This is a genomic window from Leifsonia sp. NPDC056665 (assembly GCF_042791795.1).
GTDB lineage: Bacteria > Actinomycetota > Actinomycetes > Actinomycetales > Microbacteriaceae > Leifsonia.
Map to the genome: position 1 here is coordinate 88,156 of NZ_JBHTXK010000011.1, position 13,887 is coordinate 102,042.

A 13,887-nucleotide genomic window follows, 5' to 3' on the forward strand; every position below is an offset into this window, starting at 1 on the left:
AGCGTCGGAAGCAAAAATCTTCCGCTCCCGCGTAACCTTTCGGCCCTCCCGGCGATCTATTCAGCGAGGGCGTCCGCCTTCCCCGGATGTCAGGAAGGACCTGGATGCCCCCCACGACCCCCGTCCCCACCTCCGCCGTCTTCGCCGCCCCCGCGAAGCCGGCGCCGGGGACGGGTGCCATCGCGGCGTGCTGTGCGACTTCTGTCGCCCCCGTGAAGTCCGCCGCCCATCGTCCCCGTGTCACTGCTCCGGCCGGCGTCCGCTTCGCGGAAGTCCCGGCCGGGCTGGAGGGAACCGCCGTGCCCACCCCCCGGGGCGCGCGGATCCCGACCGGCCCGGCCGGGGCGTCGGCCGAACCGCGGAAGGCGTAGCCGATGGACCACTGCCTGCCGCGGGTTCGGGTTCTCGCGGCGGGCGGTGGTGATGGTGGCACCGCACTGCGTGCCGGGGTCGGTCTCCTCCCGTCGGAGCGGCCGATCCCGCTAGAGTGGCCGCGTGAGGGCCGGCCCGTGAAGGATCACGCGCACCGTGAGACCGGCGGTACCGCCGTGCTGTTCACCGACGCCTACCGCACCCACGCTGCGGCGCTGCTGGCCTACCTCCGCTCGCAGGGCGTGGACGATCCGGAGGCCGTGACGCAGGACGTCTTCGTCGCCCTCTACCCGCGGCTGGAGTCGCTCTCCGGAGGGCGGGACGGCCTCCGCGCCCTGCTCTTCACCATCGCGCACGCCCGGGTGGTCGACCACCACCGGCGGCGCTCGCGCGTCCCGGTCGCGATCGCCTACGACCCGCTCGCCGACACCCGCAGCACGCCGTCCGCCGAGGACGACGTCGTGCACGACGCCGGAGTCGCCGAGCTGCTCGGCCGGCTCACCCCCGAGTACCGCGACGTCATCGCGCTGCGCATCCTGGCCGGGCTCACCATCGAGGAGGTCGCCCGGATCATGGGCCGCAGCCCCGGGGCGATCAAGCAGCTCCAGCGCCGGGCCCTGCTCGCGCTGCGCCGGGAGGTCGACACCGGCGCCGAAGCCGGCCGGGAACGGGAGGCGGTGCGATGACCGCGAACCCTGCCGACGACCCGGTGCTGCGCCTCCTGGAGGAGGCCGGCCTGGAGGACGACGCGGCACTCGCCGCTCTCCTCGGCGAGCTCACGGCGACCGCCGCCGCGGAGCCGCCCACGCCCTCGCGCGACGTGGTGCGACTGATGTCCGGCGTCCGACCGGGCGCCTCGTGGTTCGCCCGCCGCGGCGCGCGGACGACCACCGTGGTGCTCCTGGCTGCGGTGCTGGCCGGGGGAGCGTCCGCCGCCGCGGCGGCGAGCCCCGCGTTCCACACGGTGGTCGACGACGCATTCTCCAGCCTGGCGAAGCTCGTCCGGCCGCCCACGCATCCGGAGCCCGCCGCGCCCGATGCGCCGGCGTCGGGGCACGACACGGCGAACGAGGCGACGCCGTCGCCGCAGAACGCGGGACACCTGGGCAAGACAGTGGGATCGGGATCGGGATCGGGATCGGGGTCGGCCGAGGCCGCCGACGCCCAGGGGAGCCAGGCTCCTCCACCGTCGCCTGGCGCGAAGGACGACCGCGCGCAGGAGCCGGCCGCGTCCGGAGCCCAGCTCGGCACGGGGTCGCAGCCCGGAGCGGGCGGAGTGGACGCGTCCGGCGACGGCCCCGCCAAGAGCCCAACCGCCGGCGCCGGTTCGAGCGCGGGCACGGGGACGGGGACGGGTGCAGGAGGAGGTCACGGCGACGACCAGGGAGCCTCCGGGGCCCCGTCAACGCAGAAGGGTGCCCCCTCGCGCTTCCAGCCGGTTCCGACACCGTCACCTCTGCCGACGGCGGCCGGTTCACGTGCCCACCAAGGCGGCTCGGCGAGCTCGAACCGTCAGGGCTCCGACCGCTGAGCCGCACCCCTCCGCGGGCGGCGTGCACCGGGCTAGGGTGTGCGGTGACGAGCGAGGAGGGCGGATGCGTGCGCTGGACTGGGTGAGGCGGCACGACCCCGACTTCGCCGCCCTGCGCCGCGCCGGCCGTGCCGCGATCGTCATGCCGGTGCTGTTCGCGTTCGGGAGCATCGTCCTCCACGACGGGCAGGTCGCCACGTTCGCGGCGTTCGGATCGTTCGCGTTGCTGCTGCTGGTCGACTTCAGCGGGCCGCTCGTCGACCGGGTGCAGGCCCAGCTCGCGCTCGCCGTGGTGGGCGCGGTGCTCGTCTGCCTCGGCACCCTCGCGTCGCGGCCGGTCTGGCTGTCCGCCGTCGCGATGGCCGTGGTGGCGTTCGCCGTGCTCTTCGCGGGCTCGGTGAGCTCCGTCACGGCCTCCGCGAGCACCTCGCTGCTGCTGGCCTTCATCCTGCCGGTGACCCTTCCCGGGACCGTCGCGTCGATCGGCCCGCGCCTGCTCGGCTGGGGCATCGCCTCCGTCGTCGCCGTCATCGCGATCGTCGCGCTCTGGCCCGCGCCCGCGCGGGAGCCGCTGCGCGCGCCGGCCGTCGACGCCTGCCGGGCGCTCGCGGCGCGGCTGCGCGCCGAGGCCGCGGCGATGCTGCGTGCGGGCAGCCCCGACCTCGCGGCCGAGCGCGACCGCGCCGTCGCGGAGGCCGACGCGGCGGTCGACACTCTGCACACCGCGTTCCTGCGCACGCCGTACCGGCCGACCGGCCTCAGCACCTCGGCGCGGACGATCGTGCGGCTGGTGGACGAGCTGAACTGGCTGAACTCGGTGATCGCGCAGTTCGACCACGTCAAGATCACGGCGGCGATCCACGGACCCGTGCACGTCGCCGCGTTCGAGGTGAAGAGCACGTCGGCGGCGGTGCTGGAGGAGGGCGCGACCCTCCTCGCGCAGCACGGCGGGGACCCCGCCGCCCTGGACGCCGCGCTCACCCTCCTGGTGGAGGCGCGTGCGGGCGTGGAGGCCGCCACGATGGCGCTCCCGGCCGGGCCCGACCCGGACGGCGGACGCCGGGTCGCCGGCGAGGTCGTGACGGCGCTCGACCCGGGCTTCCGCGCGCAGGAGCTCGCCCAGGCGGTCGAGACGGTCGCCGGGAACATCGCCCTCACGGCGCGGGCGGAGCGGCGCACCTGGTGGCAGCGCCTCCTGGGGCGGCAGCCCGGCGACCTGGCCGGCCCGATCGCTGCGGCCGCCGAGCGTGCGAGCGGCTTCGTCGGCTGGAACTCGGTGTGGCTGCGCAACAGCATCCGCGGCGCCATCGCGCTCGGGCTCGCCGTGGCGCTGGCCAACCTCACCGGCGTGCAGCACTCGTTCTGGGTCGTGCTCGGCACGCTCTCGGTGCTCCGCTCGAACGCGCTGAGCACCGGCCAGACCGTGCTGCGCGGCGTGGTCGGCACCGCGGTCGGCGTGCTGCTCGGCGCGCTCGCGATGCTCGCCATCGGCGACAACCGCGTCGTGATCTGGGTGCTGCTCCCGATCGCCATCCTGGTGGCGGGCGTCGCGCCCGCCGCGGTCTCGTTCGCCGCGGGGCAGGCTGCGTTCACCATCCTGCTGGTGCTGCTGTTCAACCTCATCGCGCCGTCCGGCTGGACGGTCGGCCTGATCCGCATCGAGGACATCGCGCTCGGCTGCGCTGTGAGCCTGGTCGTCGGGCTGCTGTTCTGGCCGCGGGGAGCGGCCGCGTCGCTCCGGCAGGCGCTGGCGGAGGCGTACCGGGAGAGCGTGCGGTACCTCGGCGCGACCGTCGCCTTCGGGCTGGCGCGCTGCGAGGTGAACGCGGCAGAGCATCCAGAACCCCGGCAGCAGGCGCTCCGGGCCGCGGCCGCCGCACGGCGGCTGGACGACGCGTTCCGCACCTACCTGGGCGAGCGCGGCAGCAAGCAGCGCCCGCTCGCCGAGGTGTCGGCGTCGGTCGGCGGCGTCGCGGGGGTCCGGCTGGCGAGCGACGCCATCCTCGACCTCTGGCGCCGGCAGGAGGAGGCGGGCGACAAGCGCGAGGGCGCCCGCCGGTCGCTAGAGGACTCCCTCGCCCGGCTCGACGGCTGGTACGACCAGCTCGCGTCGAGCCTGATCGCGCGCGAGCCGCTCCCCACACCAGTGCCGTCCGACCCCGAGGACCGCCACCGGCTGGCCGACGTCGTCGCGGACGACCTCGGCGACGGCTCGGGCCACATCGTCGCGCGGGCCGTCCGGATCATCTGGACGGGCGACTACCTCGACGTCGTGCGCCGCCTGGAGTCGGTGATCGTCGGACCGGTGGACGCGCTGGGCGACGACCTGGTGGCCCCCGCTCTCACCCGGCACGCGCGGCGACGGCCCTAAACAGGTTCCGGGGCCCCGGCGACCCGCCCGTCCACCACCGTGACCAGCTCGTCCAGCGCGGGCGAGTGGACCAGGTCGTGCGTCACCAGCAGCGTGGCGGTCCCACGTTCGTGCGTGAGCCGCGCGATGAGGTCCATGACCGCGGCGCCGCTCTCCTGGTCGAGCGCGCTCGTCGGCTCGTCCACCAGCAGCACCTGCGGGCTGCGGACGAGCGCCCGGGCGATGGCGACCCGCTGCCGCTGGCCTCCCGAGAGCTGGGCGGGCCGTTTGTCCGCGTGCGCGCCCAGCCCGACCGCGTCGAGCAGCTCGTCCACCCGTTCGCGCACCTGCGTCCGGGCGGTCCGGCGCCGCGCTCCGCCGAGCTCGCCCATCACCTGGAGCTGCTCGCGCGCGGTGAGGGAGGCCAGCAGGTTCGACTGCTGGAACACGATCCCGATCCGCTCGCGGCGCAGGCTCGTGGCCTCCTCCGCCGTCAGCGCCGCCGCGTCCTCCCCGCCGATCAGCACGCTGCCCGAGTCCGGGCGGATGAGCGTGGCGGCCAGCGCGAGGATGCTGGACTTGCCGGAGCCGGACGGCCCGGTGATCCCGGTGACCACGCCGGCGCGGCCGTGCAGGGTGACGTGGTCGACCGCGGTGACGCGGGAGGCTCCGTCGGGGAAGGTGAGGGTGACGTCGTCGAGGGTGATCATCGGTTGCTCCCGAGTGCAGTGAGGGGGTCGGCGGAGGTGACGGTGCGGAGGGCGAAGGCCGCGCCCGCGAGCCCGAGCAGGGTCATCGCGGCGGCCGGGACCACCGTGGTGAGCGGCGCGACGAGGAAGGGGAGCGCGCCGGAGGCGAGGGCTCCGAGGCCGAGGACGACCAGCATCCCGGCCCCGATCCCGGCGACGAGTACGACGAGCGCCTGCCCGAGCGCGTCGGCCACGAGCGACCGCTGCGTGGCGCCGAGTGCCTTCAGCACCGCGATGTCGCCCGAGCGCTGCATCGTCCACACCGTGAAGAACGCGCCGACGACAAGGGCGGAGATGCCGAACAGCATCGCGACCATGAGGCCGAGCGAGCCGATCTCGCTCTTGAACGTCTCCAGTGCGGTCAGGCTCAGGAGGGCGGGCTGGGCGGACGTGCCGGTGCGGCTCGCCACGGCGTCCCACTGCGGGCTGCCCGAGACGGCCAGGACGGTCGGCTCCCCGTTGCCGCCCATCCGTTTGTCGGCGGCGGCCCAGGCATCCGGAGTCAGCGCGATCACCGGCGTGTGGCTGTACCAGGCGTCGCCTCCGACGGTCGCGACGCGGTAGTCCGCGCCGAGGATCGACACGGTGTCGCCGACGGCCGCGTGGAGGTCCTTCGCTGCGCCGGCGCAGAGGCCGACCTCGGTGTCCGCGGTCGGAGCGAGGCGGGTGAGTGCGGTCGCGCCGGTGTCGCCCGCGTCGGCGGGGAGGCCGAAGAGCGCCACGCCCGCGGAGGCGCCGGCCTGCGTCGCACGCGACTGCGCGATGCCGACCGGCACCGCGGCCGTCACGCCGTCGGCCTGCCGCCACGCGTCCACCGCCGCCGCGGACAGCGCCGACTCGCTGAAGCTCGCAGCGCCTCCCGCCGGCTTCTGCAGTACGAGCCGGTCGCCGGGGAGGCCGAGCACGGCGGAGATGTTCTGGGCGGCGAGGCCGCCGGTGAGTCCGGCGAGGAAGCCGACCAGCACCGTGATGAGGGCGACGACGCCGCCGATGAGGATGAACCGGCCGCGGGCGTGCCGGAGGTCGCGCCAGGCGACGAACACGAGGAGTCCTTTCTGCCGGGCGGAGCGGTTCCGCCCGTGTCCCTCCAGCCTTCGCTCTCCCCTCGCGCGTCACATCGTCGATGCGGTCGAACCTCGTCTCCGACTTTCCATTGATGCCGAACCAGGCGTGCGCTTCGTAGGCTGGGCGTGTCATGACCCACAGCGCCCTCACCCCGGTCTTCGTCGGCCTGCGCGTCGGGCTGCACGTGCTCATCGCGGGACTGCTCGTCCTGGTGCTCCTGCGGCTGCCGGCGCTGCCGCCTCCCGCCGTCGCCGGGCTCGTGCTCGTGCTCCTCTTCGCCGCCGTGTACGTCTCGAGCGCGTTCGTCCGGCGGGTGCCGCAGGCGCGGCGCCGCGCGGCCGCGACCGCCTGGGTGACGGCGCTGGCGCTGATCTGGGTCGGCCTCGTGATCCTCGTCCCGGAGGCCGCGTACCTGTCGTTCCCGCTCTTCTTCCTCTTCCTCCACCTGCTGCCGCGGTGGCTCGGCCCCCTCGCCGTCGTGGTCACGACCGTCATCGCGATCCTCGCCCTCGGCCTCCACCAGGGCTTCTCGCTGGGCGCCGTCATCGGGCCGCTGATCGGCGCGGGCGTCGCCATCCTGCTCGGCCTCGGCTACCGCGCGCTCGCCCAGGAGGCCGCCGAGCGGGAGGCGCTCCTCGCCGAGCTGCTCTCCACCCGCGACCGCCTGGCCGAGACCGAGCGCGAGCAGGGCGCGCTCGCCGAGCGCGCAAGGCTCGCCCGCGAAATCCACGACACCGTCGCGCAGGGCCTCTCCAGCATCCAGCTGCTCCTCCACGCGGCCGAGCGCGCCGACCCCGACCGGCCCGGCATCGAGCACGTCCGCCTGGCGCGGGAGACCGCAGCCGACAGCCTGGCCGAGACCCGCGCCTTCATCCGCGAGCTGACACCGCCCGCACTCGACGCCGGGCTCGGGGAGGCCCTCCGCCGGCTGGGGCAGGCGCAGTCCACGCCGGGCGGCCTCCGCGTGGAGGTCGAGACGCCGCCGTCGCTCGACCTGCCGATGGACCTCCAGACCGCACTGCTGCGGATCGCCCAGGGCGCGATCGCGAACGTCCGCCAGCACGCCCGCGCGAGCCGAGCGTCGCTGACCGTGCGAGCGGACGGGGCGGCGACCGTGCTGGTCGTCGCCGACGACGGGGTGGGCTTCGACCCGGCAGCGGTCGCGGCCGGCCCGGGCGGCGCCGACTCGTTCGGCCTCCGGGCCATCGCCGAGCGCGTCGCCCAGCTCGACGGGACCCTCGACGTCGACAGCGCACCGGGGAGGGGCACCCGGCTGACCGTGACCGTGCCCACCAGAGCGACGGGAGGCGACGCGTGATCCGCATCGTCATCGCCGACGACCACCCGGTCGTGCGCGCCGGCATCCGCGCGCTGCTGGACGCCGAGGACGACCTGGAGGTGATCCGGGAGGCCGCCACCGCCGACGACGCCGTGCTCTTCGCCGAGCAGCTCGCGCCCGACCTGGTGCTCATGGACCTCCAGTTCGCCGACGGCCCGCGCGGCGCCGAGGCCACCCGCCGCATCCGCGCGCTCGACGACCCGCCGCACGTGCTGGTGCTGACCAACTACGACACCGACGCTGACATCCTCAACGCGATCGAGGCGGGAGCGAGCGGTTACCTGCTGAAGGACGCCCCGCCGGACGAGCTGGTCGCCGCCGTGCGCGCGGCGGCGGCGGGCGAGAGCGCCCTGGCTCCGGTGATCGCCGGCCGCCTGATGGCCCGCATGCGCACCCCGCTGACCAGCCTCTCCACGCGCGAGCTGGAGGTGCTGGAGCTCGTGGCCGAGGGCGCGTCCAACACCGACATCGCCGCCCGGCTGCACATCACCGAGGCCACCGTGAAGTCGCACCTGGTCCACATCTTCACGAAGCTCGACGTGGGGTCGCGCACGGCCGCGGTGAGCGCGGCACGGTCGCTCGGGCTGCTGCGCTGACGCGCATATAGCCGGGCCCTGCCACCCGGCGTTACATTGTGCCCGACGTCGACCGGCCTGGTCGCGCGGGAGCGGAAGGTGATCGTCATGAGCACCAGGGATCGGGTCCGGCCGACGTTCGGCGGCCTCAGCGCACCGGCACGGCTCACGGTCGAGGGGGCCGGGATCGTGGTCGGCGCTGTCACGTTCGTGCTCGCCGGCGTCGTCGCCCTGCTCGTGTTCTGGGGCCACAGCCTCCCGATCGCGGGCCCGAACTCGATCGGCCAGTTCGTCGCGATCGCGGCGGGGGTGATCGCCTTCCTCGCGTACGTCGCCGGGCGGCTCTGGCGACGCGAGGGCCTCACTCCCTTCCAGACCGCTGCGGCACCCGGCGCCGCGCCGCACCGCGCGACGGGCGTCGACATCTTCGACACGTTCGCGATCGCGCTGGCCCACGGCATCCTGGCGCTGCTCGGCTGGCTGGTGCTCGGCGCCGTGCTCGCGAACGGGTTCCAGGACGCCACCGTATATTTCCTCTCCGCGACCGTGCTCGCGGGCGCGGCCACCGGGGTGACCGCGTACGCCGTGTTCCTCTCGGCCGCGGGGATGGACCTGATGCGGCTCTCCACCGTGCTGGCGGCGTTCGCCGTGGTCGGCATCCTGGCCTCCATGTTGAGCGCGCCCGACCCGCACTGGTGGCAGAAGCACCTCAGCGCGCTGGGGATGTCGCAGAGCGTCTCGTCGCTGACGTTCAACCTCACGCTCATCGTGACGGGCGTCATCGTGACCGCGATCGCGCGGTACGCGACGGACGCGCGCGGCATCGTCGAGCCCAAGCAGCGGTCGGCCGTGCTGCGGGTGCGCGTCGGCCTGATCCTGATCGGCGTGCTGCTGGCCTGCGTCGGCATCTTCACGCTGAACATCTCGATCCTCCTGCACAACGTGTCGGCGGTCGGGATGGTCCTCGTCTTCGCGCTCGTCGTCTTCTGGGTGCGGCCCGCGCTGCCGACCGCGCCGAGGTCGTTCTTCGTGCTCGGCTACGTGTTCTTCGCCACGATCGTCGCCGTCCTCGTCCTGTTCATCATCGGCTACTACGTCCTCACGGCCGCGGAGCTGGTGGCGGGCGTCCTGGTCTTCAGCTGGCTCATCGTCTACCTGCGGATGACGGGCGCTGCGTCGGCGGAGGCGCGCGCCGAGCAGCAGAACGTACACGTCGTCGAGGGTTGACTCGCCTCTTCGACAGCGTGTACATGATGCGGCGTTGCGTGCCCGCCTAGCATCCTCGTGAACCCCGATGGAGGAGTGATAGCCATGAACAGCATCGAACGTGACGTGGTCATCGTCGGCGCTGGAGCCTCCGGCCTCACGGCCGCGACCGAACTGACGAAAGCCGGCCTGAGCGTCGCCGTGCTGGAGGCCCGCGACCGCGTTGGCGGCCGGCTCTGGACGAACGACATCGACGGCGCGACCCTGGAGATCGGCGGCCAGTGGGTCTCGCCCGACCAGGACGCCCTGATCGACACGCTGGAGGAGCTCGGCCTCGAGACCTACTCCCGCTACCGCCAGGGCATCAACATCTACCTCGGCGAGGGCGGCGCCCGCCGCACCTTCGAGGGCGAGATCTTCCCCGTCGCCCCGGCGACCGAGCAGGAGATCGTCGGCCTGATCGAGCGGCTCGACGCCCTCGTCGCCGAGATCGACCCCGACCGCCCCTGGGAGCACCCGCAGGCGAAGGAGCTGGACGAGATCTCGTTCCGCCGTTGGCTGGAGACCCAGACCGACGACGAAGAGGCCCGCCTCAACATCGGCATGTTCATCGCGGGCGCCATGCTCACCAAGCCGGCGCACGCCTTCTCCGCGCTGCAGGCCCTGCTCATGGCCGCCAGCGCCGGCAGCTTCAGTCACCTGGTCGACGCCGACTTCATCCTCGACAAGCGCGTGAAGGGCGGCCTCCAGCAGGTGCCGCTGCTGCTCGCCGAGCGCCTGGGCGACGACGTCCACCTGAACTCCCCGGTGCGCACCCTGCGCTGGAACGGCTCCGGCGTGACGGCGATCACCGACGACCTGCAGGTGAACGCCCGGTTCGCGATCCTGGCCGTGCCTCCGGTGCTGATCAGCCGGATCTCCTACGCCCCGCCGCTGCCGCGCCGCCAGCAGCAGCTGCACCAGCACCTCTCGATGGGCTTCGTGATCAAGGTGCACGCCGTCTACGAGACGCCGTTCTGGCGCGACCTCGGCTACAGCGGCACCGCCTTCAGCCCCTACGAGCTGGTGCACGAGGCGTACGACAACAGCTACGACGGAGACCCGCGCGGCACCCTGGTCGGCTTCGTCTCCGACGAGTCCGCCGACGACGTCTTCCGGCTCAGCCCGGAGGAGCGCAAGGCACGCATCCTCGAGTCGCTGTCGCACTACTACGGCGTGCAGGCGCTGAGCCCCGTCGTGTACTACGAGAGCGACTGGGGCAGCGAAGAGTGGACCCGCGGCGCCTACGCGGCGAGCTTCGACATGGGCGGCCTGGCGCGCTACGGCGCGGACCTGCGCACGCCGGTCGGCCCGATCCACTTCTCGTGCAGCGACCTGGCGGGCAAGGGCTACCAGCACGTGGACGGCGCGATCCGCGTCGGCCGCGACACCGCCGCGGCGATCGTGGCGGCGCTGCAGCCCGCCGGAAGCTAGCCGGCGACGGGCTGCTCAGAGCCCCTCCAGACCGCGCGCGGCCAGTCGTGGATGGCCGCGCGCACCACTCCGGCCGGCCGGGCCGCGCACCGTCGTGGGATGCGCGCCCCGGCCGCCGGGACACCGCTAATGCATGCATAGCATGGCGAACTCTGTGAAATCTCTCATCGAGCATGTATCGTCTAATCACGAGCAACCGTGAATCATCCGGAGGCTCAGTGGTAGACGGAAGGCTTGAACGGGTACTTGTCTCCGTCGTGACGCCACGCTGCTCCTAGTGCAGCCATCAATGCCCCCAGCCGGGTCGGGTTCCGCTGGGGGCATCACCCGTTATTGCATCTCGAACGGAGTGGTGGATGGGCAAGAAGGTTTCGGTCGATGTGGGGCGTCTGCGTGAGGGCGCGTCCGCCCTGACTGCGGGTGGCGGGGATCCGCGGGGTCCGGTGATCCAGGTGGGCGATCTGGGGTCGTCGCGGGCGGATGCGGCGTTCGAGGAGTTCGAGCGGTACTGGTCGGCGGGGCGGTCGGCCGTTGTGCACAGCACGGATGCGCTGGCGGGGGTGCTGCGCTCCGCGGCCGACGTGTACACGCGCCGGGACGCGGAGAGCGCTCGGCAGTTCACGGCGGGTACCCGTGCGTTCTGAACACCGGGACTGGTCGCCGCTGGCATTCGCCTCCGATCCGACACCGGGGAACGTGGATGCGGTGGCCGCGTGGATGGGGGAGCTGGGGGCGCGCGCGGAGCGGGACCGGCAGCGGGGCCACGCGATGGACGAGGTGCTGGGGCTGGTCGACGCCGGGGCATGGTCGGGACTGGCGGCGGACGCGTTCCGTGACCGGTTGCGGGTGGTCCGGGACGGCGCCCGGGCGGCGTCGACACGGCAGGGCGAGGCGGGTACGGCGGCGAAGTCGTGGGCGGAGGCGATGTTCGCCACCCAGTTCGACGCGGACCGGGCGTTGCGGGCGGCGGAGGAGGCCGAGCGCGATATCGCGATGGCGCAGGCTGCGGTCGGTGCGCTGACGGGTGACCATGCCGCGCTGCTCGACGGGCTGGCTGCGTTGGAACGGTCGTCGTCGGGGCCGGAGCTGTATGCCGCGCGCGAGCGGGCGGAGCAGGCCCACGAGGACCTGGTCTCTGCGCGGCGTCGGTTGGAGGACGCCGAACAGCGGTTGGAGGACGCCCGCGCTCTGGGGCGGCGCGCCGCCGAGGACTATGGGCGGGCGGAGAGGGAGTTCGCGCACCGGCTGGAGGCCGGCAAGACCGGGGCGCTCGAGCACGCCGGCGCTGCTGAGCTGAAGGACTTCACGTCCGGGGTGGGCGCGCTGAGCAGGATCGACGTGACCGGTGTCGCGAGCAGTTCGGCATCCATGAGCCTGCTGCGGAGGCTCAGCGCGGAGGAGCTGAAGGCGCTTCTGGCGGGCAGTCCGGCGCTGCTGCAGCGGTTCTGGGACAGCCCGCCGGACCCGCAGGCGGTGGCCGGGTGGTGGAACGGCCTGACGCCTGAGACGCGGGCGGCTCTACTCCCGGCGGCGCCCGCGCTGTTCGGCAACCTGCCCGGGATTCCGTATGCGGATCGGGACACGGCGAATCGGATCGGTCTCGCGGAGGCGCGGAAGAATCCGGACCTCACCGATGAGCAGCGAGCGGTGCTCAAGAGAATGGATGCGGCACTCAATCCACCGGCGAAGGGCGTTCCGGTGCAGTTGGTGGCGTTCAACTTCTTCACCAACCCGCCGATGGTCGCGGTCGGCTACGGAGACCTCGACTCGTGCGACAACACGACCTGGTGCGCGTCGGGGATGTACTCCGGGGCGAAGGACTCGCTCGATGGGTGGGCGAAAGCGGCGAAGAACCTCTGGCGCGCTCAAAAGGACGTTGGTGTCGTTCGGCCGGGTGTGGTGGCGTGTCTGGAGTATGACAACCCGGATGCTGCAGGGGTGGGCTTCAGCGAGTCGGCGAAGAAGGGCGCGGTCCGGTTCGCGGCGGAGCTCGACGGGAACACCGCCACCCGGGCCGTATTCGGCCCGGGACCTGCCCCGATCACGGTCACCGCGCACTCCTACGGCACGACGATGGCCTCCATTGCGCTGACCCTGACCTGCACCCGGGTCGACGCCTTCGTGATGGTCGCTTCCGCCGGGATCGACACCACCCTGGTGCCGTCACTATCGAAGCTGCACGCCGACCACATCTACACCACCGCAGCGACCGCTGACCTGCTCGCCCCGTTCGGCGCCAACCTCTTTGGGCGCGCCGAACCCAACCCCACGGTCGCGCGCCCACTCAACCCCACCGTCGGTGGAGCTCAAGCATTCTCCTCCGACGGCGACGGGAAGGACCTCGAACGGGTCGACGGACACAACGCGATCGGCGAGAAAGGCCATACCAGCAACAGCGGCCTACTTACGCTCAACACCGTCACCTCGGAAGGACACGGTTACTACGACCGTGACACCCAGTCGCTCTATAACATCGCCGCCACAACAACAGGACGACCGAGCAAGGTCAGTGGCGGGCTCACCGACACAACCGAAGCGTCGGAGCGGCACAACTCCACGCGCGAAGCTCACCGCCCCCAACGTTGAACGCATCGTGAAGCAGATCACCTACTCCAGGGCTATCGTGCTCTTCGCCCTCGCCACCACGCTCACCCTTGGAGGTTGCGCCATGACCACCCCATCCGATCCCGGGCCCCAGAAGACCGGGCAGCAACTCCGAGCCGAACTCATCGCCGACGCCAACGCCGCAATCGCCGCCTCCGGACTCCCAGACGGATGGGCTTACGACTCGCTGCCCGGCGCCGATCCCTGGAACCCGCGCACGGATGAGTTCCTTGGTGCCGCGTGCACCGTCGGCGATAGCCGCCAGCTCCTCATGGTTGACCTGATGCACGAGCCTGTCGGAGATCCGATCGAGTTCGTGCACAGGATGGGCGACTACTGGAAGGACCAGGGCTACATTGTCAGCCCCGTCGGCGACGACGTCATCGAGCCCATCGGTGACCGTTTTTCCCATTACCGGGCCGACCGACCCGAAGGCTCTCTGGCCGCGAGTGCTGTTGCCCAGACCAAGTACTTCGTCCTCCACATCTACACCGAGTGCTCCTCCGACCCCACCCTGGACCTGTTCGCCGGCCCCACCGGCTATCGGGACTTCGACATGCTCGACAAGGACCCGTACCACCCCACCGACACCCCCACGATCACCCCTTACCCCGACCGCTGAC

13 protein-coding genes are annotated in these 13,887 nt (G+C 72.6%); 11 read left to right on the plus strand and 2 right to left on the minus strand.

Annotated elements, in window-relative coordinates; genetic code table 11:
• Positions 1 to 104 precede the first annotated feature (104 nt).
• From ACFQ9V_RS12250 to ACFQ9V_RS12265, 4 genes are all read left to right on the plus strand, one after another.
• Complete coding sequence (locus ACFQ9V_RS12250; protein ID WP_382459428.1) at positions 105 to 371, plus strand: hypothetical protein; 267 nt, start codon at positions 105 to 107, stop codon at positions 369 to 371.
• A 138-nt stretch (positions 372 to 509) separates the two neighbouring features.
• On the plus strand, positions 510 to 1,058 hold the full coding sequence (locus ACFQ9V_RS12255) for an RNA polymerase sigma factor (RefSeq protein WP_382459429.1): 549 nt from the start codon (positions 510 to 512) through the stop codon (positions 1,056 to 1,058).
• Complete coding sequence (locus tag ACFQ9V_RS12260; protein ID WP_382459430.1) at positions 1,055 to 1,903, plus strand: hypothetical protein; 849 nt, start codon at positions 1,055 to 1,057, stop codon at positions 1,901 to 1,903. The genes ACFQ9V_RS12255 and ACFQ9V_RS12260 overlap by 4 nt, the downstream gene beginning before the upstream one ends.
• Before the next feature lie 64 nt (positions 1,904 to 1,967).
• Complete coding sequence (locus tag ACFQ9V_RS12265; RefSeq protein WP_382459431.1) at positions 1,968 to 4,274, plus strand: FUSC family protein; 2,307 nt, start codon at positions 1,968 to 1,970, stop codon at positions 4,272 to 4,274.
• On the opposite strand, the gene ACFQ9V_RS12270 is transcribed toward ACFQ9V_RS12265, so the two are convergent.
• Positions 4,271 to 4,963: an ABC transporter ATP-binding protein gene (locus ACFQ9V_RS12270; RefSeq protein ID WP_382459432.1), complete on the minus strand. Its 693-nt coding sequence runs from the start codon at positions 4,961 to 4,963 to the stop codon at positions 4,271 to 4,273. The two genes, ACFQ9V_RS12265 and ACFQ9V_RS12270, sit on opposite strands and share 4 nt — an antisense overlap.
• On the minus strand, positions 4,960 to 6,045 hold the full coding sequence (locus ACFQ9V_RS12275; RefSeq protein WP_382459433.1) for an ABC transporter permease: 1,086 nt from the start codon (positions 6,043 to 6,045) through the stop codon (positions 4,960 to 4,962). Before ACFQ9V_RS12275 ends, ACFQ9V_RS12270 begins: the two co-directional genes overlap by 4 nt.
• A 152-nt stretch (positions 6,046 to 6,197) precedes the next feature.
• On the opposite strand from ACFQ9V_RS12275, the gene ACFQ9V_RS12280 reads away from it, so the two are divergent.
• The 7 genes from ACFQ9V_RS12280 (at position 6,198) to ACFQ9V_RS12310 (ending at position 13,886) form a co-directional block, all read left to right on the plus strand.
• On the plus strand, positions 6,198 to 7,385 hold the full coding sequence (locus tag ACFQ9V_RS12280) for a sensor histidine kinase (RefSeq protein ID WP_382459434.1): 1,188 nt from the start codon (positions 6,198 to 6,200) through the stop codon (positions 7,383 to 7,385).
• Positions 7,382 to 8,002, plus strand: coding sequence for a response regulator (locus tag ACFQ9V_RS12285; RefSeq protein ID WP_382459435.1), 621 nt, complete (start codon positions 7,382 to 7,384; stop codon positions 8,000 to 8,002). The genes ACFQ9V_RS12280 and ACFQ9V_RS12285 overlap by 4 nt, the downstream gene beginning before the upstream one ends.
• 87 nt (positions 8,003 to 8,089) lie before the next feature.
• The gene (locus tag ACFQ9V_RS12290) at positions 8,090 to 9,208 is read left to right on the plus strand and encodes a DUF998 domain-containing protein (RefSeq protein WP_382459436.1); all 1,119 of its coding nucleotides are present in this window, start codon (positions 8,090 to 8,092) and stop codon (positions 9,206 to 9,208) included.
• An 84-nt stretch (positions 9,209 to 9,292) separates the two neighbouring features.
• Complete coding sequence (locus ACFQ9V_RS12295; protein ID WP_382459437.1) at positions 9,293 to 10,660, plus strand: flavin monoamine oxidase family protein; 1,368 nt, start codon at positions 9,293 to 9,295, stop codon at positions 10,658 to 10,660.
• 356 nt (positions 10,661 to 11,016) lie between these two features.
• Complete coding sequence (locus ACFQ9V_RS12300; protein ID WP_382459438.1) at positions 11,017 to 11,304, plus strand: hypothetical protein; 288 nt, start codon at positions 11,017 to 11,019, stop codon at positions 11,302 to 11,304.
• On the plus strand, positions 11,294 to 13,246 hold the full coding sequence (locus ACFQ9V_RS12305; protein ID WP_382459439.1) for an alpha/beta hydrolase: 1,953 nt from the start codon (positions 11,294 to 11,296) through the stop codon (positions 13,244 to 13,246). The genes ACFQ9V_RS12300 and ACFQ9V_RS12305 overlap by 11 nt, the downstream gene beginning before the upstream one ends.
• A 7-nt stretch (positions 13,247 to 13,253) precedes the next feature.
• A complete protein-coding gene (locus tag ACFQ9V_RS12310) occupies positions 13,254 to 13,886 on the plus strand; it encodes a hypothetical protein (protein ID WP_382459440.1) in 633 nt (210 codons plus the stop codon).
• Position 13,887 lies beyond the last annotated feature (1 nt).

What these genes read in the sequence shown, in the direction of transcription:
- ACFQ9V_RS12295 (WP_382459437.1), top strand. Translation starts at nt 9,293, where the DNA reads ATGAACAGCATCGAACGTGACGTGGTCATCGTCGGCGCTGGAGCCTCC.
- ACFQ9V_RS12270 (WP_382459432.1), bottom strand. Translation starts at nt 4,963, where the DNA reads ATGATCACCCTCGACGACGTCACCCTCACCTTCCCCGACGGAGCCTCC.
- ACFQ9V_RS12260 (WP_382459430.1), top strand. Translation starts at nt 1,055, where the DNA reads ATGACCGCGAACCCTGCCGACGACCCGGTGCTGCGCCTCCTGGAGGAG.
- ACFQ9V_RS12280 (WP_382459434.1), top strand. Translation starts at nt 6,198, where the DNA reads ATGACCCACAGCGCCCTCACCCCGGTCTTCGTCGGCCTGCGCGTCGGG.
- ACFQ9V_RS12300 (WP_382459438.1), top strand. Translation starts at nt 11,017, where the DNA reads ATGGGCAAGAAGGTTTCGGTCGATGTGGGGCGTCTGCGTGAGGGCGCG.
- ACFQ9V_RS12290 (WP_382459436.1), top strand. Translation starts at nt 8,090, where the DNA reads ATGAGCACCAGGGATCGGGTCCGGCCGACGTTCGGCGGCCTCAGCGCA.
- ACFQ9V_RS12250 (WP_382459428.1), top strand. Translation starts at nt 105, where the DNA reads ATGCCCCCCACGACCCCCGTCCCCACCTCCGCCGTCTTCGCCGCCCCC.
- ACFQ9V_RS12265 (WP_382459431.1), top strand. Translation starts at nt 1,968, where the DNA reads ATGCGTGCGCTGGACTGGGTGAGGCGGCACGACCCCGACTTCGCCGCC.